Source organism: Amycolatopsis sp. NPDC004169 (assembly GCF_040610315.1).
Taxonomy (GTDB): Bacteria; Actinomycetota; Actinomycetes; order Mycobacteriales; family Pseudonocardiaceae; genus Amycolatopsis.
Genome location: NZ_JBEXMD010000008.1, coordinates 22,969 through 45,869, shown reverse-complemented (window position 1 = coordinate 45,869; position 22,901 = coordinate 22,969). Strand labels below are relative to the sequence as shown.

Here is a 22,901-nt window from a genome sequence, read left to right as displayed (position 1 = left end):
CTTCACCCCTGATCGACCGGCGGAGTGTGCCAACGCCGTGTGCATCGAACGTGGAACAAATGCGGATTCCCGAAACCCGGACGGCCGATTGCGCGACATCGAAAGAGGACAGCAAGCTGACGCCGGGGAGGCCGCGTGGAGTTTCGGATGCTCGGTCCGCTCGAGGCGTGGCACGACGGGGTGCCGGTGCCGCTGGGTGACCAGCAGCAGCGGTTCGTCCTGGTCGTGCTGCTCCTGCACGCCAACAAGCCGGTGACGCCCGCGCGGCTCGCCGAGATCGTCTGGGCCGACCGCGAAGCCAAACCCACGCTGGTGCGCAGCTACATCAAGCGGCTGCGGGACGTCGTCGGGGACGCCACCATCGAGACCACCCCGACCGGCTACCTGCTGCGGGTCGGCGAGGACCAGCTCGACACCACGCGGTTCGACCGGCTGCGCGCCGAAGCCGCGGACGTCCGCGCCGACGACCCGCGCCGGGCGATCGCGCTGCTGCGCGAGGCCGCCGGCCTGTGGCGCGGGAAGTTCCTCGAGGACATCGACATCGACCGCGTCGGCGGGCCCGAGGTCATCTCGCCGGACGAGAGCTACCCCGATGTCGTCGGTGACCTGGCCGAACTCGAGCTCGAGTCCGGCGACCACCGCTCGGCGCGCGACCGGCTGCGGCCGCTCGTCCAGGCCGATCCGGCCAGCCAGAAGCACGCCGAACTGCTGATGCGCGCGCTGCTCGCCGGCGGCGACCGGGTTGCCGCGCTGCGCGTCTTCCACGGCACGCGCGACGCGCTCGCCGCCCTGCGGATGGCGCCCGGGCCGGTGCTGCGCAAGCTCGCCGCACGCGCCGAGCAGGGCGATCCGCCCAGCTCGCTGCCGTCGCGGCCCGGTGAGTTCACCGGCCGGGCCGCCGAACTCGCCACCATCGAGGCGGCCGCCGCAGCCGGGCGGCGGGCGGTCTGGATCAGTGGTGCGCCCGGGGCCGGCAAGTCCGGACTGGCCATCGAGGCCGCCCACCGGCTGCGCGACCGCTTCCCCGACGGCCAGCTGCTCGCCCGCCTCAACGGGTTCACCCCCGGCGTCGAGCCCACCAGTACCGGCGACGCCCTCAGCGAACTGCTCGTCGAGCTCGGCGTGCCCGCCGAGCAGATCCCGGCCACCGTCGGCCGGAAAGTGACGCTTTACCAGGCGACGCTCTGGGGCACCCGCACGCTCGTCGTGCTGGACAACGCCGCGTCGCCGGAGCAGATCCGGCCGCTGCTGCCCGAGGCCGACGGCTGCCTGGCCGTCATCACCAGCAGGCGGATGGGTGACGCCGACACCGGCGAAAACATCCGGCTCGCACCGCTGCCGCCCGAGGAAGCCGCCGAGCTGTTCCACGCCCTCGCCGGCCCCGCGCGGCTGCGCGGGCGCGCGTCCGACGTCGCCGCCGTGGTCCGCCGCTGCGGGTACCTGCCGATGCCGATCCGCGTCGCGGCCGCGCTGTTCCGGCGGCACGACCGGTGGCCGCTGGAGCACCTGCTGCGCCTGCTGGAGGAGAACGGGCCGTGGGGTGAGGACGACGGCGGCGCGGCCGTCCGGGTGTCCTACCGGCAGCTCGGCGAGCCGCAGCGGTCGCTGTTCCGGCTGCTGGGCAGCCTGCCCGGTCCGGACGTCGACGTCGTGGGCGGCGCGGCGCTGGCCGGCTGTGACGTCGCCGAGGCGCGGTCGCTGCTCGACGACCTGCACGAGGTCAGCCTGCTGGAGGAGGCCGCGCCCGAGCGGTACCAGATGCTCGACCCGCTCAAGGAGTTCGCCGGCCGCGAGCCGGCACCCGCGCCCGCGCTGGTGCGGCTGCTCGACTACTACCTGGTCACGCTCGCGGCCGCCGTCAGTGCCGCCTACCCCTTCGACCGGGCTCAGCTGCCCTCGACGACGGATCGGTCCTGCGCGGTGACGCCGGTGTTCGCCGACGGCGAGGCCGGGCTGCGGTGGATCGTCGCCGAGCGCGACAACCTGGTGGCCGCCATCCGCTACGCCGCCGGGCACGGGCTGCCCGAGCACACCTGGCGGCTGGCCGTGCTGCTGTGGCGGTACTTCAACACGACCAACCAGTTCGAGGACTGGATCGGCACGCTCGAGCTCGCCTGGAAGACCGTCTCCGCCGACGAGGGGAACGACTACGGCCAGGCGCACGTCCTGCTGCGGCTGGCCACCGCGCACGACCGGCGCGGGCAGCTCGCCGAAGCGCTGGAACTGGCCGCGAAGGCGCTGCCCAAGTGGCGCCGCCTCGGCGACCCGCGCGGTGAGGCGGCGACGCTGTGCGCGCTCGCCATCCCCACCATGGAACTGGGACGGCACGACCAGGCGATCGCCCACCTCGAGGCCGCGCTGGCCAAGTACGAGCAGACCGAAGACCGCCGGGGCGAGGCCCACGCCCTCGGCATGCTCGGCTACCTCGGCGAACTCCACGGCGACCTCCGGGTCGCGTTGGGGCGGCACGAATCCGCCGCACGGATGCTGCGGGAAATCGGGCACGTCCAGGGCCTGGCGCACACGCTCAACAACCTCGGTTCCGTGCAGGAGAAGCTCGGCCTGCTCGGCGAAGCGCTGGCCAGCTACACCGACGCGCACGGGTACGCCGCCGAAGTCGGCGACCACTGCGTCGAGGCCTACGCGCTCAACAACATCGGGAACGTGCACCGGCAGCGCGGCCGGTACACCGAAGCCGTCCGCTACCACGACAAAGCCCGCGAAGTCGCGGCGAACGTGCCGGACGCGGACCTGCGCACCCAGCTCTACCTCGACCGCGCGGCGACGGCGCTGGCCAGGGGCGCCCGGCAGGAAGCGCTCACCGCCGGCCAGGCCGCCCTCGACCTGGCCGACGGCAACGGCAACCGCGCCTACCGGGCCCGCGCCCACCGCGGCGTGGCCGAGACCCTGCACGCGATGGGCGACCACGAAGGCGCCGTCGCGCACTGGGCCGCGGCCGAGGCCGAGTTCGCCGCGCTCGACCTGCCCGAAGCCGGTGAAGTGCGCGAAGCGCGTTCGGCGCTGGGCTGCGCCTGCGGCCCGCGGTGAGCCGGGAGCGGCGGCCGGTCCGCCGCCGCTCACGGCCCGGTCCCTCAACCGTGCCAGGGGTTGCCGTCGGTGGTGGGCGTCGGGGTCGGCGTGACGACCGGGGCGGCCAGCGCCCCGCCGTTGTCGTCCGCGTAGGCGGTGGTCGAACCGATCACCGGCAGCGCGGCGAGCGCGCAGATCGCGAGCACGGGCCCACCGATTTTGGCCAGCTTCTTGAACATGACGAATCCCTCCTCGGGAATGGTGATTTCGAGCGCTTCTTCGAATTCCTGCGCTCACACCGAGGATTCACGCCTGTCAGGGCTGCCGACCAGGGGTTTCCTGTTTCATAAACGAATAGGAAACAGTTCCCGGCTCAGCGCTGCCGAGCCGGCCGGACCCGCTCGGCCGGGATCGAAGCGACGGTCGCCGCTCCGGCCAGGAGCACGCCCGCGGCCGCGGCCAGCGCGACCGGCGCCGTCGTCGCGGTCAGCACGGCGCCCAGAACCGCCACCCCCAGAGCCGCACCAGCCTGGCGAGAGGCGTTCAACGCACCCCCGGCGATGCCGGTCAGGTCGGGCGGAGCCGCGGCGACCACCACCGTCAGCAGCGAGGGAATCGCCAGCGACACCCCGAAGCCCAGCAACGCCAGCGCGACCACCGACAGGGCCGCCGAGGTCGAGCACGCCTGGAGCAGGACCCCACCGGACATCAGCAGAAATCCACTCACCGCCGGAATGCGCGGCCCGACCCGGGCCACCAAGCGGCCGGTGAAAATCGGGTTGAACGCGGTCGGGATCGTCAGCGGAAGGAACGCCAGCCCGGTCATCGACGGCGGATAACCGCGGGTTTCCTGGAAATACAGCGACAGCACGAAAAGCACGCCGGACAAACCGAAGTTCACGATCGCGCCCGCCACGAGCCCCAGCGGAACGGCGCGATCCCGGAACAGGCGCGCGGGGAGCATCCGGCCCACCCGCACCGGGGTCGCCGGAGCCTGCCGCGCCAGCACCCAGGCGACCACCGCCACCGGGACGTTGACCAGGAAGATCGCCCGCCAGCCGAACGCCTCGGTCAGCAGGCCGCCCAGCAGCGGGCCCGCCACCAGCCCGGTTCCGCTCACCGCGGCCCACACCCCCATCGCCTTCGCCCGCGCGGCGGGCACCGGGTGGGCCGCCGCGATCAGCGACAGCGAAGACGGGACCAGCAGGGCGCCCGCCACGCCGAGCAGGGCCCGGAGCGCGATCAGCATCGGGGTCGAGAACGACAGCGCCGACAACCCGGACAGCGCCGCGAACGCAAGCAGGCCGAGGGAGAACACCCGGTGGGCGCCGAAGCGGTCCGAGCACGCCCCCGCGGGCAGCAGGAAGGCCGCGAACGTCAGCGTGTAGCCGTTCGAAATCCATTGCTGCGCCGGCAAAGACGGCGAAATGGCCGGGAGCGCGACGGTCACGATCGTCGTGTCCAGCATGACCAGGAAGTAGCCCAGCGAAAGGCCGGTGAGGAGTCTTGCCACACCGGAAAGCCTGGACGCTCGGTGACACCGGTGGAAGCAGGCAGTTACGATGGGCGGTATCGGGACTGCCGATGGGGGCCGCCATGGAACTGCGCCACCTGCGCACCTTCCGCGTCGTCGCGCGGACGCTCAACTTCACCCGCGCCGCCGCGGAGCTGCACTACGCCCAGTCCAGCGTCACCGAGCAGATCCAGGCCCTGGAAGCGGAACTCGGCTCGAAGCTGTTCGAACGCGGGCGGCGGCTGCGGCTCACCGGCGCCGGGGAACGGCTCGTCGGCTACGCGGACCAGGTGCTCGAACTCGTCGAGGAGGCCCGGGCCGCGGTCGACGAGGAACGCGGCGAGCCCGAGGGCGACCTGACCATCGGCGCACTGGAAACGCTCTGCGCCCAACGGATCCCGGCTCTCTTCGGCGAGTACCGGACGAAGTGGCCGCGCGTGCGGCTCACCCTCCGGGAGGGCGGCCGCGGCGAGCTCTACCAGGCCGTCCGGCAGTCCGAAATGGACGTCTGCTTCACCTTCGGCGACCCGCCCGCCGACCCGGCGCTGGCCAGTGCGTCGCTGGGCACCGAACCGCTCGTCGTCCTCGTGCCGCCGGGACACCCGTTGGCCGGTGAGGACGAGCTCCGGCCCGGCGACCTCGACGGCGTCGGCTTCCTCGCCACGCCGAAGGGGTGCGGCTTCCGGGAGATGCTGGACCGGATCGACGGGCCCGTCGTCGAGGCGGAGGTCGGCAGCCTCGCCGCCCTCGCGCGGTGCGTGGCCGCCGGACTGGGGTGCGGGCTCGTGCCCGCGCTCGTCGAGCCCGAAGGTGCGGTTGCCGTTCCCCTGGCCGGTGCCACCACCGACGTCACCATGACGTGGCGGCGGCGCGACGAGCACAAGCCGGGCGTCGCCGCGCTGCTCGCCACCGCCTACGCGTTGTCCAGCACCGAAAGCAGCTCGTCCGGCAGCTCCAAGGTGAAGGCCGGGGCGATCGACTCGTAGTGCGCCCACGTCCGCGGGCCGATCAGCGGGATGACTCCCTTGCGCAGCAGCCACGCCAGCGCCACCTGGTTGCCGGTCGCCCCCAGCGAAGAGGCCACTTTGGACACCGCGGCCAAGCGCGTCTCGCTGTCGGGGCCCGCGTACGACCGCCAGATCGGCGTCGACTCCCGGTAGGCGGCGTCGTCGTAGATTCCGCGCAGCAGCGAAGAATACGCCGCCAGGGAGACGTCCGGGTGCTCGTCGAGCCAGTCCAGCAGCTCCGCACCCGCGATCGAGGACACGTCGGCGCCGGTGGGGCGCAGGTACGAGTGCTGGACCTGGACCGCCACCGGGGACGCCCAGCCGTTGGCCACCGCCAGCGACCGGATGCGCTCCAGGCGCCAGGTCCGGACGTTGCTCCAGCCGATGTACCGCACCTTGCCCGCACGGACCAAGGCGTCCAAAGCGGACAGTGTCTCCTCGAGCGGGGTGCGCCGGTCGTCGACGTGGACGTAGTAGAGATCGATGTGGTCGGTGCCCAAGCGGCGCAGGCTCGCCTCGGCCTCGCGCTCGATCACCGCGGCGCCGGCGCCCTCGAACGCGCGCCCCACCGCGTCCCAGTCCGTCGTGCCGTCCGGCCGCCGGGCGGCGCGGGCCGCCGGGAGGTCCGTGATGCCCGCCGACACCTTCGTCGCGAGGAAGACGCGGTCGCGCCGGCCCCGCAACAGCTTGCCCAGCTGGGTTTCGCTTTCCCCGCCCGAGAACTGCTCGCCCACCCACCAGGCGTAGCAGTTCGCCGTGTCCAGGAAGTCGCCGCCGGCGTCGAGGTAGGCGTCCAGGATGCGGGCAGACGTCGGCTCGTCCGTCGACGTCCCCATCAGCATGCAGCCCAGCGACACCTGGCTCACGTACTGGCCGGTCCGGCCCAGTTCCACCTTCTTCATGCCGACCACGCTAAGCCCGGATCGGTCCGGTACTACAGTCCAATACCGTGGCTGGATCACAGACCGATTGGGGTGTGCTGCTGGAGCCGGCCGGACCCGGCCCGAAGCACGAACAGCTGGCCAGGGCCCTGCGCAAGGCGATCCGGGACGGCGTCCTGACCGGCGCGGTCCCGCCGAGCCGCCGGCTCGCCGCCGACCTCGGGTGCTCGCGGTGGGTCGTCACGCAGGCCTACGCCCAGCTCGTCGCCGAGGGCTACCTGGCCGGGCGCACCGGATCGGCCACCCGGGTCCGGCCGGTGGGTGACGCGGTGGCGGCGAAGGAGCCGGCGCGCGCGGCGCCGCCGCGGTACGACCTCGCCCCCGGCCTGCCCGACCTGCGCAACTTCCCGCGGCGACCGTGGGCGGAAGCGGTGCGCGAGGTGCTGGCGAACGCGCCGCACGCGGACTTCGGGCTGCCCGAGCCGGGCGGCCACCCGCGGCTGCGACGCGTCATGGGCGAGTACCTCCGGCGCGTCCGCGGCGCCGCGCCCGGCACGGTGCTGGTCTGTGGCGGCGTCACCGACGGCGTGACCGCCGTCTGCCGCGCGCTGGCCGAGCGCGGCAGCACGCGGCTGGCCGTCGAGGATCCCGGGTGGCCGCGGCTGCGGCGGGTGGCCGAGGACGCCGGGATGACCGTCGAGCCGGTGCCGGTCGACGGCGAAGGCATCGACGTCGGGCGGATCCCGGCCGGCGTCCGGGCCGTGCTCGTCACCCCCGCGCACCAGTTCCCCACCGGCTCGGTCCTCTCGCCGCGGCGGCGGGCCGAGCTGCTGGCCTGGGCGCGGGACGTCGACGGGCTGATCCTCGAAGACGACTACGACGCCGAGTTCCGCTACGACCGGCGGCCCGTCGGCACCGTCCAGGGCACCGACCCCGGGCGGGTCGCGCTCTTCGGATCGGTCAGCAAGACACTCAGCCCGGCACTCGGGCTGGGCTGGGCCGTTCTTCCTCCACAGTGGACGGTCCGGGCGCACCCGCCGCCCGTGGTCGACCAGCTCGCGCTGGCCGGCTTCGTCGAAAGCGGCGCCTACGACCGGTACCTGCGCAGTGCCCGGCTGCGCTACCGCGCCCGGCGGGACCGGCTCGTCGCCGCGCTCGGGCCGGCGCGCCTCTCCGGCGTCGCTGCGGGGCTGCACCTGGTGCTGCACCTCGCCCGGGACGCCGCGGCCGTCGTCGGCGCGGCAACGGCGGCAGGCGTCAAGGTGGCCGACCTCGACGCCTACCGGACGACGGCGGGCGAGCCCGCGCTCGTCCTCGGCTACGGCAACCTCGCCGACACCGGCGTCGAGGCCGCCGCGGGGCTGCTCCGGCGCGCAATGACAACGGTTTGACCTGGTTGCCGCCTTCCCAACTGTTCGCGGATGTGAAAAGCTGCTGGACAGTCCGCTTCTGACAACGTTGTCAACTGGAGGTGCGCGCCCGTGGGGTCGCCAAGCAGACAACTGATCGCCGCGGCGGCCGCCGTGCTCGTGGTCGCCGCCACGACCCAGGCCACCGCACACGCCGCCGCGCCGGTCGACCCGGTGGGCCTGGTCAACCCGTTCGTCGGCACGCAGAACTTCGGGAACACCTTCCCCGGCGCCAGTGCGCCGTTCGGGATGGTGCAGGTCAGCCCGGACACCGGCGGCCAGGGTGGTTACGACTACCTGCAGAACGCGATCTACGGCTTCAGCCAGACGCACCTGTCCGGCGTCGGCTGCGGCGTGATGGGCGAACTGCCGATCATGCCGACCACCGGGGCTGTCGACAACGTTGACAAAGACGCCTACAAGTCCGCCTACAGCCACGACGACGAGCACGCCGAACCCGGCTACTACCGCGTCGGCCTGCAGAAATACGGGATCAACGCCGAGCTGACGGCCACCGCGCGCACCGGCTGGCAGCGCTACACGTTCCCGTCGACCGGGCAAGCGAACGTCCTGTTCAACACCGGCCAGGCCAACCAGTCGGTCAAGGACTCCGAGATCCACGTCGTCGGCGACCGGACCCTCGAAGGGCGGGTCAAGGCCGGCGGGTTCTGCGCCGGCCACGACGAGCACACCGTCTACTTCACCGCGACCTTCGACCGGCCGTTCAGCTCGTTCGGCACCTGGCGCGGCTCGACGCGCACCCCTGGCGGCCGCGACGCCGCGGGCACCGGGAGCAACGGCGCCTGGGCGAGCTTCGACGCGAGCACCGACCACGACGTCGTGCTCAAGGTCGGCCTGTCCTACACCGGTCTCGACGGCGCCCGGAAGAACCTGGCCGCGGAGACCTCGGACTACGACTTCGACGCGACCCGCGCGGCGCTGCACCAGCAGTGGGTGGACCGGCTGGGCGCGATCAAGATCGCGGGCGGCACGACCGAGCGGCAGACGGCGTTCTACACCGCCCTCTACCACGCGCAGCTGCACCCGAACCTGGCCGGCGACACCGACGGCGCGTACACCGGCTTCGACGGCAAGGTGCACACCGCGAGCGGCTACACGCCGTACCAGAACTTCTCGCTGTGGGACACCTACCGGCCGCAGAACCAGCTGCTGGAAATGCTGGAACCGCAGGTCGCCCGGGACGTCGCGCTGTCGGTCGTCGCCATCGGCCGCGACGGCGGGTGGCTGCCGCGGTGGGCGCTGGCCGAGAGCGAAACGAACATCATGACCGGCGACCCGGTGACGCCGTTCCTCGTCGAGGCGTGGTCGAAGGGCCTGCTCGCCGGGCACGAAGAAGAGGCGTACGCGCTGCTCAAGAAGAACGCGACGAGCACGCCACCCGCCGACTCGCCGTACAACGGCCGCTCCGGCGTCAACTACTACAACGAGCGCGGGTACATCCCGAGCGGCCTCGAACTCGGCAAGGACTGCGCGGCCAAGGGCGGCGACAACGACTGCGAGCACCCGGCGTCGGCGACCATGGAGTACGCCGCCGCGGACGCGTCCCTCGCGCTGATGGCCCGCGGCCTGGGCCACCAGGCGGACGCGCGGATGTTCGCCGACCGCGGCCAGTGGTACCGCAACCTGTGGGACTCCTCGATCCAGCAGTTCCGCCCGCGCACCACCGAGGGCACGTTCGTCACGCCGTACAACCCGGTCGACGCCGGCCACCAGTTCCACGAAGGCGGCGCCTACCAGTACCAGTGGCTGGTGCCGCAGGACCCGGCCGGGCTCGTCTCGCTGATGGGCGGCCGGACGGCGACCGAGAAGCGCCTGGACTCCTTCTTCTCCTACGGCAACCTGCTTTCGGACCCGGCCGGGACGGCGCGGAAGGACTGGATCGCCAGCCCGTACGACTACTACGGCAAGGCAACCTACAACCCGAACAACGAGCCCGACCTGCTCGCGCCCTACACGTACAACTGGGTCGGCGCGCCGGCGAAGACGGCGACCGTCGTCCGCGCGGCGATGACGCTGTTCACCACCGGCCCCGACGGCATGACCGGCAACGACGACCTCGGCACCATGTCGGCCTGGTACGTCTTCTCCTCGCTGGGCCTGTACCCGACGATGAGCGGCGCGAACTTCCTCGCGCTGTCGAGCCCGCAGTTCGAGTCGGCGACCGTCCGCATCGGACAGTACGGCTCGGCGCAGGGCGGCACGCTGACGGTGTCGGCACCGGGCGCGAGCGACGCGAACCGGTACATCCAGAGCGTGTCGCTCAACGGCCGGGACATCCGGCAGACGTCCCTCGACTGGTCGGCACTGGCGCACGGCGGGAAGCTCTCGCACAAGCTGGGCTCGCGGCCGTCTTCGTGGGGGACGTCGGTTTCCGCGGCACCGCCGTCGGTGAACAACGCCCCTGGCGACCAGCGGCGGCACGTCGACGCGTCGCTGCGGCAGGCGTCCGTGGTGGTCCCGGCCGGGGCGGCCCAGCAGGTGCACCTCGACCTGGACGTGGTGGCCCAGAACCCGGGCCTGCAGCCGGTGACGGTCTCGGTGACTTCGCCGTGGAAGTCACGGGTCCAGCCGTTGCTGCTGGTCTGGTCGGGACGGCTGCCGGTGCAGCAGTCCGTGCCGATCACGGTGAGCGTGCCGGCCGGGGCGGCTGTGGGGACGTACCCGGTGCAGGTGAAGGTGTCCGGCCCGAACACGGTGACCCGCTCGGCGACGATCGAGGTCCGGACCCCGTCGGCGTGCGCTTCTGCCGGCCCGCAGTGCGCGGTCGACCTGACCCGCGACCGCAACCACGACGGAACGGCAACGGTGGCCGCTCCTTCGGAAGGCAATTTCGACGACAGCGGCTGGAGCTACGACGCAGAACTCCTGCCGCCGGCAGGCCCGGTGACCTGGGACGGCGTCACGTACGCGGCCCCGGACGCTTCGGGGACGGCGGCCAACTTCGTGGAGGCTCGTGGCCAGTCGCTGTTGCTCCCGGCGGGGCAGCACACGGCGCTTCGCCTGGTCGGGGCGTCCCACAACGGTCCGGTGTCGACGACGCTGACCGCGCACTACACCGACGGGACGAGCGCGGACCTCGCGGTGACGTTCGGTGACTGGGCCGGGTCCGGGAGCCCGGTGGTGCTGGAGATGCCGCACCGGATCAAGGCAGGCAGCGGGATCGACGGGCCGCCGGTGCGGTTGTTCGGGATCTCGAGCGCACTGGACGGCGGGAAGACCGTGCAGTCGGTGAGCCTGCCGAACGATCCGCGGGTGGAGATCTACGCGCTCACCCTGGCCTGACGGTTCGGTTCGCCGGTTTCCCCGGCGAACCGTTCCGCCGGGTCAGGACGAGGGCCGAACACCCGGCTGCGGCGGGCGGTCGTGCTTGCGGAACTCGATCCAGCGGCGGCTCACATCGGCCCAGAGATCCTGCTGCTCGGTGTAGAAGCGGTCCAGCCGATCTCGCCCGAGATCCGCTGCCGGCGTGGTGACCAGGTAGTAGTCCATTTCGTCGCGCAGCCGGTTCATCCGGTACTGCGTTTCTTCCATGAGCAGCCACCGCGAGCGCCAAGTGAAGAAGGTTTCCAGGCCGGTCAGCAGCGTGACCGCCGCAACCAGCGGCAACGCGATGGAGGCGCGCAGCGGGATCTCGGGGATGCCGAGCACCACCGTGGACAACGCGGTGAGGACCAGCGCGGCGATCCGCACCCGCGAAGCCGGCCGCTTGAACCGCTTCTTCCGCGAATCGATCCAGTCGATGTCCGCGGACACGAGATCTCGGAAGCCGAGAAAGACTTCGCGCAGTGGAAGGTCGGGCTGCCGCCCGACCAGTTCCAGGAAGCCCCGTTCGGAGGTGAGTTCGGTCGGCGACGAGGTGCGGTGTCTGGCCCACATCCGGCCAGGTTCTCGAACCCGCCGTCCGTGCAGCAAGCGTCAGGCGACGATCCTCGGTTCGGACGCCAGCCGCGACAACACGTGCGTCAACCGGCGGGCCGCCACGTCCCACTCCTCCAGCGCACTTCCGCGGCCGAGGGCCGCCGTGCGCAGCGAGCGGCGCAGCTCCGGGTCCGCGTACCAGCGGTGCAACGCGTCCGCCAGCGCGTACGGGTCGTCCGGCTCGACCAGCACGCCCGGCATCTCTCCGTCCGCGTCCACGCCGAGAGCGTCGTGGACCCCACCGACCTCCGTCGCCAGCACCGGGATGCCCCTGGCCAGTGCCTGGGCCACGAACATCCCGGACGTCGCCGCGCGGGCGGGGATGACCAGCAGGTCCGCCGCGTTGTAGGCCGCTCCCAGGTCGACCGCGTCGCCGGCCAGGGTGATGCGGTTGCCGAGGCCGAGTCGCTCGATCGTCCAGCCGAGCTCGTCGACGTACGCCCGGTCCGCCTCGAGGGAACCGACGAACACGCACGACAGCGCCAGGTGGTCGACCTCGCCGAGGGCCTGGATCAGCAGGTCGTGGCCGTTGCGGCGGGTCACGTCCCCGACGCAGAGCAGCCGGGACACACCGTCCGCGCCCGCCGCGAGCGGGGCCGCGTCGGTGCCCGGCTTGGCGACGTAGACGCGGCCCGGGTCCAGGTCGTGGCGGTCGATCAGCAGCCGGGCCAGCCACGGGCTGGTCGCGACGACCATCCCGGCCATCCGCAGCGTCTCGCGCTCGCACGCGTCCAGCTCCGCCGCGTGCGCCGGGGCGAGCCCCGGCTCGTCGGCGAGGGGCTGGTGCACCAGCACGGCCAGGCGCAGCCGCCGGGCGTGCGGGACGACGATCTCCGGAACGCCGGAAGCGATCGTGCCGTCGAGCAGCACGACCGTCCGGTCCGGCAGCGCGGCGAGGGACCGCGCCAGTCTCCGTCTCGCCGTCGCGTCGGGCTCCGGCCAGTCACCTGCGACCGGCAGTTCCAGCACCGGCTGGCCGACGGCAGGCAGGTTCTGGCACATCCGTTTGTCGTAGGTGTCGGTACCCGGCGGCGCGGCCGGCAGGATGAACACCATCGGGTCGGCGGGCCTCATCGCGCGCGCCGGGGCAGAGCGGTGGGAACGGGCACGGCTACCTCCAGCGTGGGTCGACGGCGGTGACGGCTCATACGTCACACGCACCCCAGGCCGGGAAGGTTCACTTGCTCTGCGAGTCGATTTTCCAGACGCCGCCCTCTTGGACGAGGGTGAAGATGTCGTTCTCGGCGTTCCCGCCGTCGTAGGTGATCGTCGCGGCCACGCGGTTGGGCCCGGCCTCCCGCGCATTGATCACGTTCACCTGCTTGTACTTGCTCCAGAAGCTCTTGTACGTCTCGTACGTCTGGCTGCGGGACGCCTTGAACTTGGCGGTGAGCAGGTCCCAGGCCGCCGCCGGGTTGCCGGGCAGCAACCCGTAGTAAGCGGTGAGGGCGTCGACGGGGGTCTTCGACGAGGCCACCGTCGAAACCGTCGGTGACGTCGAGGGCGCCGAAGTCGGCGGCGTCGGCGAGGGGGACGACGACGAAGACGGTGTGGCCGGCGGCGCTGCGGACGCCGAGGTGGACGGCGTCTCCGACGGCGGCGGCGGGGCGGCGTTGTCCGACGGCGGCTTCTGCCGCACGACCAGCAGGATGGCCACGACGACGGCCACGCACAGCAGCGCCGCGCCGGCCCCGACGGCGATCAGGCCCTTACGCGCGCCCGGCGACACCGCGGTGACCTCGCCCGCGGGCACGGCGACCGCGGCCGGCACGGTCGGCACGACCGCGGGTTCGGCCTCGGGGACCGTCGCCGCGAGGACCGACTCGCCCGGCTCCGGGTCCGGCAGCAGCGCCCGCAGCTCCTGCTCGACCTCGTCCATCGACGGCCGCTCGGCCGGCTCGGAGGCGAGCATCCGCAGCAGCAGCGGGGTCAGCCGGCCCGCCTTCTCCGGCGGCACGATCTCGCCGCTGGAGGCCTTGTAGAGCAAGGCGATCGGGTTGTCGGCGACGCCGTAGGGCGACTGCCCCTCGACGGCGGCGTACAGCGTGGCGCCGAGGGAGAAGACGTCGGCGGCGAAGTCCGCGTCCTCGCCGCGGGCCACTTCGGGCGCGAGGTACGCGGGCGTGCCGGCGATCTCGCCGGTGGCCGTCAGCTTGACGTCACCGATCGCGCGCGAGATGCCGAAGTCGGTGATCTTCGCCGTGCCGTCCTCGGAGACCAGGATGTTGGCCGGCTTCACGTCGCGGTGCACGACCCCGGCGCGGTGCGCACCCGCCAGCGCCGAGCTGATCTGCACGCCGACGCGGATGGCGTCGTCCACCGTGGCCGGCTGCTCGCCGAGCACGAGGGCCAGGCTCTTCGACGGCAGGTACTCCATCACCAGCCACGGCCGGTCCTCTTCTTCGAGGACGGCGAACACGGTGATCGCGTGGGAATGCTGCAGCCGGGCGGCGATCCGCGCCTCGCGCATCGCGCGGTTCTTCGCCTCCTGCGTGCGTTGCTCGTCGTGGTCGTGCGGCAGCAGGAGTTCCTTGATCGCCACGGTGCGGTCGAGCTTCTCGTCCTGGGCCCGCCACACCGTGCCCATCGCGCCGCCGCCGATCGGCTCGAGCAGCCGGTACCGATCGCGGATCCGGCGACTTTCCACGAGCATCCACCATTCTCCGAAGTGGCCGACGAGATCCGGTCAGCATGCCAGCCCGGGCGGCCGACCGGTACCAACGTAGCCGAAAACCTTGCGCGGACAGCGCAAACCAGCGCTGTGGCGCCGCTTACGTGTACCCCGGAATCCTAACGAACAACCCCGTACGCGCGATCAAGTGCGTCCACGATCTCCTTGCGCAGCCCCGCGCCGACGGCGATCGTCGCCGCGGAACCGACCGTGTGCTCGCTGCCGTCGCGGTCGACGACGACGCCGCCGGCCTCGCGCACGAGGAGCACGCCGGCCATGGTGTCCCAAGGATTGTTGGACAGGATCAGTGCGGCGTCGAGCTTTCCGTCCGCGACCCAGGCGAGGTCGATCGCCGCGGTGCCGAGCATCCGGATCTTCTGCGCCCGCGCGCCGAGGTCCGTCAGCAGGGTCAGCCGGGCGCGGTTCTTCTCCTCGGCGAGCTCGCCGATCGCGAAGTCCCCGACGGCGATCATGGCGTCGGACATTTCCGTCGCGGTGGAAGCGCCCACGCGCGTTCCGTTCGCGAAGGTGCCTTCGCCGCGCGCGGCGGTGTAGGTGACGCCGAGGTACGGCAGCGTGATCGCGGCGACCGTGCTGTGTTCGCCGTCCACGAGGGCCAGGGAGATCCCGCAGAGTGGAATGCCGCGGGCGAAGTTCGCCGTCCCGTCGATCGGGTCGAGCGCCCACCAGCGGCCGCCGGCGTCCCCGCTGCGGCCGCGCTCCTCGCCGAGGATCCCGATCTCGGGCGTCTCGGCGGCGAGGAACTCCCGCAGCGCGTCCTCGACCGCGGTGTCGACGTCGGTCACCAGGTCGCGATCGCCCTTCGCGGACACCGAAAAGCTCGGGCGCGACCGGACGATGCCGGTTGCCTTCGCGACGGCTTCGCGCGCGATGTCCAGTAGTGCGGCATGCTCGGTCATGTCACCAACCTAAGTGAAGGGCCGCGGTCATGACCGATCTGTTCCCGCTCGCCACCACCGCCGACGAGCAGCAGCGGCGGGCGTCGGTCGCGGTGCTGCCGGTGGGCAGCTTCGAACAGCACGGCGCGCACCTCCCCTTGGCCACCGACACGGTGATCGCGGCCACCATCGCCGGCGCGGTGGCCGCCGCCCACCCCGTCCTCCACCTGCCGCCGATCACGATCTCGTGCTCGCACGAGCACGCCGGGTGGGCGGGCACGGTGAGCATCTCGGCACCCACGCTGCACGCGGTGGTCACCGACGTCGCCGCGTCGCTGCGTGCGTCGGGGGTGGCGCGGCTGGTGCTGGTCAACGGGCACGGCGGCAACTACGTACTGTCCAATGTGGTCCAGGAGGCGGCCGGCGCGATGGCGCTGTTCCCCGGCGTCGCCGACTGGCAGGCGGCGCACACCGCGGCCGGCCTGCGGACGTCGCTGGACGACGACATGCACGCGGGCGAGCTGGAGACGTCGATCCTGCTGCACGCCCACCCGCACCTGGTCCGCCCCGGCTACGAAACGGCCGACCACGTCACCGACCGGGAACACCTGCTGACGCGGGGCCTGCGGGCGTACACGGAGTCGGGAGTGGTCGGCCGTCCTTCCCTGGCGAGTGCGGCGAAGGGGCACGTCCTGCTGGACACGCTGGTCCAGCGCTTCGCCGGCGTCCTCGCAGTGTTAGGCGCCTGAGAACGCCTGGTCCAGGTGCGGCAGCAGGTGGGCCATCCGCTCGGCCTTCGTGCGCAGGTACCGCAGGTTCTCCGGGTTCGGCGGAACCAGCAGCGGAACCTGCTCGCTGATCCGGATTCCGTAGCGGGTGAGCTGTTCGACCTTCGCCGGGTTGTTCGACAGCAGCCGCACCGAGCGGATGCCGAGGTCGGCCAGGATGCCCGCCGCCGCGTGGTAGTCGCGGGCGTCGACCGGCAGGCCCTGCACCACGTTCGCGTCGACCGTGTCGAGGCCCTCGTCCTGCTGCAGGCGCATCGCCTCGAGCTTCGCGAGCAGGCCGATCCCGCGGCCCTCGTGGCCCTGGACGTAGACCAGCACGCCCGCGCCTTCCTCGACGATCCGGTCCAGCGCCGCCGCCAGCTGGTCGCCGCACTCGCAGTGCGTCGAGCCGAAGACGTCGCCGGTCAGGCACTCGCTGTGCACCCTAACCAGCGCACCGAGCGGGGCGACGTCGCCGTACACCAGCGCGACCTGTTCGGTGCCGGTGCGGTCGAGGTAACCCACCGCGCGGAACGTCCCGTACCGGGTCGGCAACCGGGTTTCGACCACCCGCTCGACCACGGCCCGGCGCGGCAGATCCCCGACGACCTCACTTGCGGTCATGACTTCAACCCCACTTCCGATTCCATCCCGGTGCCGGCCGCAACGCGCGGAGCGGGCACGGCACCGGTGTGCGGAGCGCGGGTCACGCGGAACCCGGCGACGCTCCGGACGAGCAGGACACCGGCGCCCGGCAGGCTCGCGACCAGCGTGAGCACGCCGTAGACGACAGCGACGGTGACACCTTGGGCGGCCCCCAGACCGGCCGCGCCGAAGAGCAGGGCGCAGACGCCCTCGCGCGGGCCGAAGCCGCCGACGTTCAGTGGGAGGCCCATCGCGAGCAGCGCGAGGACCATCAGGGGCACGAGCTGCCACACCGGCGCGCCGACCCCGGCGACGCGGGCGGCGACGACGAACAGCGCCAGGTGCCCGGCCAGGGTCGCGACGGACAGGAAGCCAACGCTCGGCCACGTCTCCCTGGTCAGCAGGCCGAGGCGCACGTCGGCGAGGGTCACGGCGAAGCCGCGGCGGAACTTCGACGAGCTGTGGATCCACTGCCCGCCGAGCAGGCGGCCGACGACGAGACCGGCGATGGCGGCGAGCACCACGACCACCCCGGCCCCCACGACGACCTCCCGGAACGCGCCGGGCACGACCGACGGCGACGCGAGCACCACGGTGACCGCCGAAGCGATCAGCACGATCTGGCCCGCGGTGCGTTCGAGCACGACGGCCCGCACGCCACGGGGCACGTCTCCGCTGTCGCGGCCGTGCTGGACCGCGCGGTGGACGTCGCCGAGGACGCCGGCGGGCAGCACGCCGTTGAGGAACAGCGCGCGGTAGTAGTCGCCGACGGCGGTGCGCAGCGAAAGCCGCAGGCCGAGCCGGGTGGCGACGACCTGCCAGCGGCCGGCGCTGAACAGCGTCGTCGCGAACCCGATGAGGAGGGCGGCCAGCACGCCGGGCGCGCTGATCCGGGCGAGCCCGTCGAGGAAGGCGGCGCTGCCGAGCTGCCAGACGAGGACGCCGAGGATGGCGAACGCGCCGAGGATCCGCAGCCAGGCCAGTGCGCGCTTCACGCCGCCACCTCCAGGCTCGGCGGCAGGACAAGCAGGTCGCCGTGGTGGATCACCGCGTGCAGCTCGCCCGCCGCCGCCATTTCCAGCCGCCGCTGGAGGTACACGTCGGCGACCGGGCGCAGGTGGGGCAGCTGTTCGACGGCGGCACCGACCCAGCCTTCGAGCCACTGCCGCTGCAGTTCCGCCTGGTCCGGGCCGAGCCGCCAAGCGCTGTCGGCGCGCCGGACCTGGGCCCCGAGCCTGCCGAACGCGGTCGCGGCGACGTCGACGGCGTTCGGGCCGAGCAGCCGGCGGCCGTCTTCGGTGACCCGCCGCTGGTGTGCGTTGAACGCGGCGGCGATGGCCGGGTCGATCGGGTCGGCGGGCGAGAGCTCCACCTTGCCGGTGACCGACAGCATCAACAGCGCCGCGCAGCCCGCTTCGACGACGGCGGTGGCCAGCGCGGTGATCTCGTCCCTGGTCAGCAGGTCGAGCAGAGCGGAGGCGGTGACCAGCGACGTCCCGGCGAGGTCGGCGGCCCGCAGCGCGGTGACGTCGCGCTGCTCGGCGACGACGTCGACCGGGCTGCCGTCGAGCGCGGTGCCCGGCAGGCTGGCCTGCGCGTGGCTGAGCAGCTCGGTGTCGTGGTCGTGCAGGATCCAGTGCTGGGTGCCGGGAAGGCGGGCGGCCAGCCAGCGGCCGAGCGAGCCGGTGCCGCAACCGAGGTCGCGGACGACGAAGTCCTCCGGCAGGAAGTCGCGGAGCGGTTCGACGAGTTCGGTGGCGCGGGCCGCCGCGTCGGCGGGTTCGCGCAGGTAGAGCCAGTCGGGCTGGAAGCCACTCATGCCGCCGCCTCCTGCCGGAGGAGGATGTCGGCGATCCGGCGGGCGGTGTCGTCCCAGCCGGTCAGGGTCTCGCGGCGCAGTTTGGCGGACGCGCGCAGCTGCGTGCGCAGCGCCGGCTCGGTGAGCCAGCGGCGCAGGGCGGCGCCGAGCGCCGGGACGTCGTCGCCGGGGACGAGCATGCCGGGCACCGAGCCGTCCGGGGCGACGCCGACCGTGTCCGGCAGCGCGTCGACGTCGGTGGTCAGCACCGGCACACCGCGGGCCAGCGCCTCGGTGACCACCATGCCGAAGGTCTCGGCGCGCGAAGGCAGCACGAGCAGGTCGGCGGTGTGGTAGGTCGCCTCGAGCGCCCGGCCGGTGCGCGGGCCGGTGAGCGTGAAGCGGGCGCCGAGCCGGTGCTCGCGCAGCCGCTCGACGTACTTGGTCTCGCGCCGGATCCCGCCGACGCATTCGCAGGTCCAGCGCAGGTCGGCGACGGTCTCCAGTGCCTGGGCGAGCACGCCCTGCCCCTTGCGCGGGGTCACGTTGGCCACGCAGACCAGGCGGGAGACGCCGTCGGTGCCGACGGCGAGCGGTGCCGGGTCGACGCCCGGCGTCACCGAGTGCACGCGGTGCGGGGCCAGGCCGTGGTGGTCGATCAGCCGGCGCGCGGCCCACTCGCTGGTCGCGACGACCGAGCCGACGGCCCGCAGCGTCTCGCGCTCCAGCGCGTCGAGCTCGGCGGCGAGCGCGGGCGGCAGGCCGGTCTCGTCGGCCAGCGGCAGGTGCACCAGCACCGACACCGACAGCCGGCGCGCCTGCGGGACGACGACCTCGGGGACACCGCAGGCGACCAGGCCGTCGAGCAGCACGGCCGAGCCGGTCGGCAGCGCGGACAGCAGGTGGCCGAGGACCGCGCGGGTCTCGGTGTCCGGCCGCGGCCAGCTGCCGGAGACGGCGATCTCGTGCACGTCGAAGCCGGCCTCGCCGAGCCGGTCGCACATCCGCCGGTCGTAGGTGTTGCCGCCACTGGGGACGGACGAGTCGTCGACGTCCCCGGGGAGGACCACGTAGAGGCTGTTCACAGTGCACGCTCGTAACTCGCCCACGCGACGTGCGATTCGTGCAGGGAGACGGCGATCGCTTCGAGGCCGCGCGCGCCTTCGCCGAGGCGTCCGGCGTGGACGGCGTCGGCCAGGCGGTCGGCGATGACCTTCGCGAGGAACTCGGTCGAGGTGTTGATCCCCTTGAACTCGGGCTCGTCGTCGAGGTTGCGGTAGTTCAGGTCGCTCAGCACCGCCTTGAGCTCCTCCGTGGCCTTGCCGATGTCGACGACGATGTTGTCCTCGTCGAGCTCGGCCCGCCGGAACGTCGCATCCACCAGGAAGGTCGCCCCGTGCAGGCGTTGCGCGGGACCGAAGACTTCCCCGCGGAAACTGTGGGCGACCATCACGTGGTCACGGACGGTGATGCTGAACACCAAGACCTCCGATGCGTTCGGGTGGACGTGGTCACTGCGGCTGATACATGACACGGAGGCACAAGGCGGAAAGTTCATTCGTGGCCAGCCGGGGTAACACGGACGGCAGCTCTTCAAACATGCACTCGCCGCTGACCAGCGCTTCGAAGGCCGGATCGGCCAGCAGATCGAGTGCCACGCCGAGGCGCTGGGCGTAGCTGCGGTCCGGCCGCGCGACCGTCCCGACCTGGCTGCTGCGGATCGTCAGCCGCCGTGAATGGAAGTTTTCGCCGAGCGGGACGCTGATCCGGCGGTCGCCGTACCAGGACAGCTCGACGACTTCGCCTTCCGGCGCGAGCAGTTCCAGTGCTTTGGCGAGGCCGGCTTCGGACGCGCTGGCGTGCACGACGAGGTCGCAGTCGCCGAGGGCCTCCTCGGGAGCCGAGAAGCCGACGCCGAGCGCGGCGGCGATGTCCGCCTTGGCCGGGTCGACGTCGACCAGCTGGACCCGGGTCGCCGGGAAGCCGGTGAGGAGCTTGGCGACGCTGGCGCCGACCATCCCGGCGCCGATGACGGCGATCCGGTCGCCGAGCCGGGGCCGCGCGTCCCAGACGGCGTTCACCGCGGTCTCGACCGTGCCGGCGAGGATCGCGCGTCCGGGCGGGACGGCCTCCGGCACCGGCGTCACCGCGCTCGCCGGGACGACGTAGGCGGTCTGGTGCGGGTAGAGGCAGAAGACGGTCTTGCCCTGCAGGTGCGCCGGGCCTTGTTCGACGACACCGACGTTGAGGTACCCGTACTTGACCGGGCCGGGGAACTCGCCCTCCTGGAAGGGCGCGCGCATGACGTCGTGCTGGCTCGCCGGGACACCGCCGCGGAAGACCAGGGTTTCGGTGCCGCGGCTCACCCCGGAACAGAGCGTCCGGACGAGCACGTCGTCCGGCCCCGGTGTGGGCAGCCGCTCCTCGCGCAGCTGTCCCGAGCCGGGACTTTGAACCCAGAAAGCCTGTTCCACGTGTTTCTCCTCAGCGGGCGACCGGAGGCTGGTGTCGCCACCCTATGAGCAATTCGCGGAGTCGACGATGATCAAACACGACCTACTCCTGCGTGCGGTGATCCCGGCGCCGGTGCTCGCCGCGGGGGTCTTCGCGGGCGGGTTCTCCCTGCTCGCATGGGCGACCGGCGTCGTGTACGGCCTCGCGCTGGTGCTGCTCACCGAGTGGGGCCTGCGCCGCAGCGGCCGTCCCGCGTTCGGGCCGGCGGACTGGATCACCTTCGCCCGCGCGATCCTCGTCGGCTGTGCCGCGGAACTGATCGCCGAGGGCGGGTTCTCCCTCGGCTGGCTGGTCAGCCTGGTGGGCGTGGCGCTGCTGCTGGACGGCCTCGACGGCCAGGTGGCGCGGCGCACGGGGACGGCGTCGGAGTTCGGCGCGCGCTTCGACATGGAGGTCGACGCGTTCCTGATCCTGCTGCTGTGCATCCAGGTGTCCCGCACGCTCGGGCTGTGGGTGCTGGCGATCGGCCTGATGCGCTACGTGTTCGTCGCCGCGTCGTGGACGATGCCGTGGCTGACCGCACCGCTGTACCCGAGCATGGCCCGCAAGACGGTGGCCGCCGTGCAGGGCGTGGTCCTCGTCGTCGCGGTGTCGGGCCTGCTGCCGCTGTCCCTGACGTTCGCCGCGGTCGCGCTCGCCCTGGCCTCGCTGACGTGGTCGTTCGGGCGGGACGTCGTCTGGCTGGCCCGGCACCGCGTCGCGCCGGCCCGGATCATCACGTTCACCCGCGCGTCCCTGCCCCGCCCGCTCGGCTACGGCCACAACCAGGCCGCCTGAGACGACCCTCCGGGTACGCCAACCGACCGTCCGGGTACGCCAACCGACCGTTGCGTTACGCGGATTCGCCGGATTCGCGGGCCGCGCGGGCCCGGCGCTTGCCCTCGTGCATCGCCGCGACCCGAGCGATCGGGATCGTGTGCCCCTCCTCCACCAGGTCCGCGGGCAGCACGAACGGCTCCGGCATCTCCTCGGTCCACGGGTCGACCTCACCCAGCAGGCCCGGGACCGTGTGCACGGTGAAGTCGCCCGGCTTGACGCCGTCGAGGTCGGCCCAGCGGACCGGGTACGACACCGGCGCGCCCGGGCGGTGACGCGGGCTGTAGACCGAGACGACCGTGCCGCCGCCGGCCCGCGTCGAATCCAGGAACACCTTGCCCTCCCGGCGTTCGAGCACGAACTCCGTGGTGCCCAGCGCCGGGTCGATCCGCTCGGCACGGGCCGCGACCGCGCGGGTCGCCGCCGCGATGTCCTCCGTGGACTGCCCCGGCGCGAGCGGCACGAAGACGTGGACGCCCTTGGAACCGCTCGTCTTCACCGCGCCGTCGAGGCCGTCCTTGCGCAACGCCTCCCGCACCAGCTTCGCGGCGCCGACGGCCAGCGAGAAGTCCGCGTCCGGGGGCGGGTCGAGGTCGAGGATCAGGTGTGTCGGCCCGTTCGCGGGCTCGCCGCGGAACAACGTCGTGTGGTACTCGATCGCGCGCTGGTTGCCGAACCACAGCAGCGTGCGGAGGTCGTTGCAGAGTGCGTAGGTGACTTCGCGCCGGGAGCGGTCGGCCCACAGCGCCCGCCGCTCCACCCAGTCCGGCGTGTACTTCGGCAGGTTCTTCTGCATGAACGGACCCTGGCCGCGCAGCACCCGCACCACGCTCAGCAGCCGGTCGTGCAGCTCCGGCAGCATCCGGTCCGCCACCGCTTCGAGGTAGTCGAGCATCTCCCGCTTGGTGACACCCGCGTCGGGGAACACCTCCTGGTCGAGACTGCTCAGCTTGACGCCGTGCCTTTCTTCATCGCCGCTCATGCGCCAACCCTCGCGCCCCCGCGGGAGGCG

General features: G+C 72.5%; 20 protein-coding genes. 6 read left to right on the top strand and 14 right to left on the bottom strand.

Annotated elements, in window-relative coordinates; genetic code table 11:
* Nucleotides 1-147: 147 nt before the first annotated feature.
* Nucleotides 148-3,048 carry a tetratricopeptide repeat protein gene (locus ABZX11_RS13035; RefSeq protein ID WP_354912792.1) on the top strand — a complete coding sequence of 967 codons (2,901 nt, stop codon included), beginning with the start codon at nucleotides 148-150 and terminating at the stop codon, nucleotides 3,046-3,048.
* Nucleotides 3,049-3,092: 44 nt separating this feature from the next.
* On the opposite strand, the gene ABZX11_RS13030 is transcribed toward ABZX11_RS13035, so the two are convergent.
* Both ABZX11_RS13030 and ABZX11_RS13025 read right to left on the bottom strand, forming a co-directional pair.
* Nucleotides 3,093-3,269, bottom strand: coding sequence for a hypothetical protein (locus tag ABZX11_RS13030; protein ID WP_354912790.1), 177 nt, complete (start codon nucleotides 3,267-3,269; stop codon nucleotides 3,093-3,095).
* A gap of 134 nt (nucleotides 3,270-3,403) precedes the next feature.
* Entirely contained in the window at nucleotides 3,404-4,543 is a 1,140-nt protein-coding gene (locus ABZX11_RS13025) for an MFS transporter (protein ID WP_354912788.1), read from the bottom strand.
* Nucleotides 4,544-4,626: 83 nt separating this feature from the next.
* Between ABZX11_RS13025 and ABZX11_RS13020 the strand changes: the two genes are divergently transcribed.
* A complete protein-coding gene (locus ABZX11_RS13020; RefSeq protein WP_354912786.1) occupies nucleotides 4,627-5,529 on the top strand; it encodes a LysR family transcriptional regulator in 903 nt (300 codons plus the stop codon).
* Here ABZX11_RS13020 and ABZX11_RS13015 read toward each other — a convergent pair.
* Nucleotides 5,457-6,452, bottom strand: a complete 996-nt coding sequence (locus ABZX11_RS13015; protein WP_354912784.1) for an aldo/keto reductase — start codon at nucleotides 6,450-6,452, stop codon at nucleotides 5,457-5,459. The genes ABZX11_RS13020 and ABZX11_RS13015 overlap by 73 nt on opposite strands.
* 47 nt (nucleotides 6,453-6,499) lie before the next feature.
* Here ABZX11_RS13015 and ABZX11_RS13010 point away from each other — a divergent pair, with 47 nt between their 5' ends.
* Together ABZX11_RS13010 and ABZX11_RS13005 are read left to right on the top strand one after the other, a co-directional pair.
* Entirely contained in the window at nucleotides 6,500-7,822 is a 1,323-nt protein-coding gene (locus tag ABZX11_RS13010; protein WP_354912782.1) for a PLP-dependent aminotransferase family protein, read from the top strand.
* A 90-nt stretch (nucleotides 7,823-7,912) separates the two neighbouring features.
* Entirely contained in the window at nucleotides 7,913-11,143 is a 3,231-nt protein-coding gene (locus tag ABZX11_RS13005) for a GH92 family glycosyl hydrolase (protein WP_354912780.1), read from the top strand.
* 42 nt (nucleotides 11,144-11,185) lie between these two features.
* On the opposite strand, the gene ABZX11_RS13000 is transcribed toward ABZX11_RS13005, so the two are convergent.
* From ABZX11_RS13000 to ABZX11_RS12985, 4 genes are all read right to left on the bottom strand, one after another.
* Entirely contained in the window at nucleotides 11,186-11,773 is a 588-nt protein-coding gene (locus ABZX11_RS13000; RefSeq protein ID WP_354912778.1) for a DUF4231 domain-containing protein, read from the bottom strand.
* 3 nt (nucleotides 11,774-11,776) lie between these two features.
* Complete coding sequence (locus ABZX11_RS12995; RefSeq protein WP_176178129.1) at nucleotides 11,777-12,835, bottom strand: glycosyltransferase family 4 protein; 1,059 nt, start codon at nucleotides 12,833-12,835, stop codon at nucleotides 11,777-11,779.
* A 121-nt stretch (nucleotides 12,836-12,956) separates the two neighbouring features.
* On the bottom strand, nucleotides 12,957-14,432 hold the full coding sequence (locus tag ABZX11_RS12990) for a serine/threonine-protein kinase (protein ID WP_176174706.1): 1,476 nt from the start codon (nucleotides 14,430-14,432) through the stop codon (nucleotides 12,957-12,959).
* Nucleotides 14,433-14,569: 137 nt separating this feature from the next.
* Nucleotides 14,570-15,370: an inositol monophosphatase family protein gene (locus ABZX11_RS12985; protein WP_176174705.1), complete on the bottom strand. Its 801-nt coding sequence runs from the start codon at nucleotides 15,368-15,370 to the stop codon at nucleotides 14,570-14,572.
* A 29-nt stretch (nucleotides 15,371-15,399) separates the two neighbouring features.
* Between ABZX11_RS12985 and ABZX11_RS12980 the strand changes: the two genes are divergently transcribed.
* Entirely contained in the window at nucleotides 15,400-16,098 is a 699-nt protein-coding gene (locus ABZX11_RS12980; RefSeq protein ID WP_354912775.1) for a creatininase family protein, read from the top strand.
* On the opposite strand, the gene ribA is transcribed toward ABZX11_RS12980, so the two are convergent.
* The 6 genes from ribA to ABZX11_RS12950 are packed head-to-tail and all read right to left on the bottom strand — an operon-like array spanning nucleotide 16,087 to nucleotide 21,033.
* Nucleotides 16,087-16,740 (bottom strand): GTP cyclohydrolase II, encoded by a 654-nt coding sequence (gene ribA / locus ABZX11_RS12975; RefSeq protein WP_354912773.1) that lies wholly within the window; start codon nucleotides 16,738-16,740, stop codon nucleotides 16,087-16,089. The genes ABZX11_RS12980 and ribA overlap by 12 nt on opposite strands.
* On the bottom strand, nucleotides 16,737-17,756 hold the full coding sequence (locus tag ABZX11_RS12970) for a lysylphosphatidylglycerol synthase transmembrane domain-containing protein (protein ID WP_176174702.1): 1,020 nt from the start codon (nucleotides 17,754-17,756) through the stop codon (nucleotides 16,737-16,739). Before ABZX11_RS12970 ends, ribA begins: the two co-directional genes overlap by 4 nt.
* A complete protein-coding gene (locus tag ABZX11_RS12965; RefSeq protein WP_176174701.1) occupies nucleotides 17,753-18,580 on the bottom strand; it encodes a class I SAM-dependent methyltransferase in 828 nt (275 codons plus the stop codon). The genes ABZX11_RS12970 and ABZX11_RS12965 overlap by 4 nt, the downstream gene beginning before the upstream one ends.
* Complete coding sequence (locus ABZX11_RS12960) at nucleotides 18,577-19,644, bottom strand: glycosyltransferase family 4 protein (RefSeq protein ID WP_176174700.1); 1,068 nt, start codon at nucleotides 19,642-19,644, stop codon at nucleotides 18,577-18,579. The genes ABZX11_RS12965 and ABZX11_RS12960 overlap by 4 nt, the downstream gene beginning before the upstream one ends.
* On the bottom strand, nucleotides 19,641-20,039 hold the full coding sequence (locus ABZX11_RS12955) for a 6-carboxytetrahydropterin synthase (RefSeq protein ID WP_176174699.1): 399 nt from the start codon (nucleotides 20,037-20,039) through the stop codon (nucleotides 19,641-19,643). The genes ABZX11_RS12960 and ABZX11_RS12955 overlap by 4 nt, the downstream gene beginning before the upstream one ends.
* Before the next feature lie 31 nt (nucleotides 20,040-20,070).
* Nucleotides 20,071-21,033, bottom strand: a complete 963-nt coding sequence (locus ABZX11_RS12950) for a zinc-binding alcohol dehydrogenase (protein WP_354912770.1) — start codon at nucleotides 21,031-21,033, stop codon at nucleotides 20,071-20,073.
* 67 nt (nucleotides 21,034-21,100) lie between these two features.
* Between ABZX11_RS12950 and ABZX11_RS12945 the strand changes: the two genes are divergently transcribed.
* Nucleotides 21,101-21,850, top strand: coding sequence for a CDP-alcohol phosphatidyltransferase family protein (locus ABZX11_RS12945; protein WP_176174697.1), 750 nt, complete (start codon nucleotides 21,101-21,103; stop codon nucleotides 21,848-21,850).
* Between the two features lie 55 nt (nucleotides 21,851-21,905).
* On the opposite strand, the gene ligD is transcribed toward ABZX11_RS12945, so the two are convergent.
* On the bottom strand, nucleotides 21,906-22,871 hold the full coding sequence (gene ligD, locus ABZX11_RS12940) for a non-homologous end-joining DNA ligase (protein WP_176174696.1): 966 nt from the start codon (nucleotides 22,869-22,871) through the stop codon (nucleotides 21,906-21,908).
* Between the last annotated feature and the right edge of the window lie 30 nt (nucleotides 22,872-22,901).

Coding starts and splice junctions, on each gene's coding strand:
- ABZX11_RS13035 (WP_354912792.1), top strand. CDS start 148: ATGCTCGGTCCGCTCGAGGCGTGGCACGACGGGGTGCCGGTGCCGCTG.
- ABZX11_RS13030 (WP_354912790.1), bottom strand. CDS start 3,269: ATGTTCAAGAAGCTGGCCAAAATCGGTGGGCCCGTGCTCGCGATCTGC.
- ABZX11_RS13020 (WP_354912786.1), top strand. CDS start 4,627: ATGGAACTGCGCCACCTGCGCACCTTCCGCGTCGTCGCGCGGACGCTC.
- ABZX11_RS13015 (WP_354912784.1), bottom strand. CDS start 6,452: ATGAAGAAGGTGGAACTGGGCCGGACCGGCCAGTACGTGAGCCAGGTG.
- ABZX11_RS12995 (WP_176178129.1), bottom strand. CDS start 12,835: ATGGTGTTCATCCTGCCGGCCGCGCCGCCGGGTACCGACACCTACGAC.
- ABZX11_RS12990 (WP_176174706.1), bottom strand. CDS start 14,432: ATGCTCGTGGAAAGTCGCCGGATCCGCGATCGGTACCGGCTGCTCGAG.
- ABZX11_RS12985 (WP_176174705.1), bottom strand. CDS start 15,370: ATGACCGAGCATGCCGCACTACTGGACATCGCGCGCGAAGCCGTCGCG.
- ABZX11_RS12980 (WP_354912775.1), top strand. CDS start 15,400: ATGACCGATCTGTTCCCGCTCGCCACCACCGCCGACGAGCAGCAGCGG.
- ribA (WP_354912773.1), bottom strand. CDS start 16,740: ATGACCGCAAGTGAGGTCGTCGGGGATCTGCCGCGCCGGGCCGTGGTC.
- ABZX11_RS12965 (WP_176174701.1), bottom strand. CDS start 18,580: ATGAGTGGCTTCCAGCCCGACTGGCTCTACCTGCGCGAACCCGCCGAC.
- ABZX11_RS12945 (WP_176174697.1), top strand. CDS start 21,101: ATGATCAAACACGACCTACTCCTGCGTGCGGTGATCCCGGCGCCGGTG.
- ligD (WP_176174696.1), bottom strand. CDS start 22,871: ATGAGCGGCGATGAAGAAAGGCACGGCGTCAAGCTGAGCAGTCTCGAC.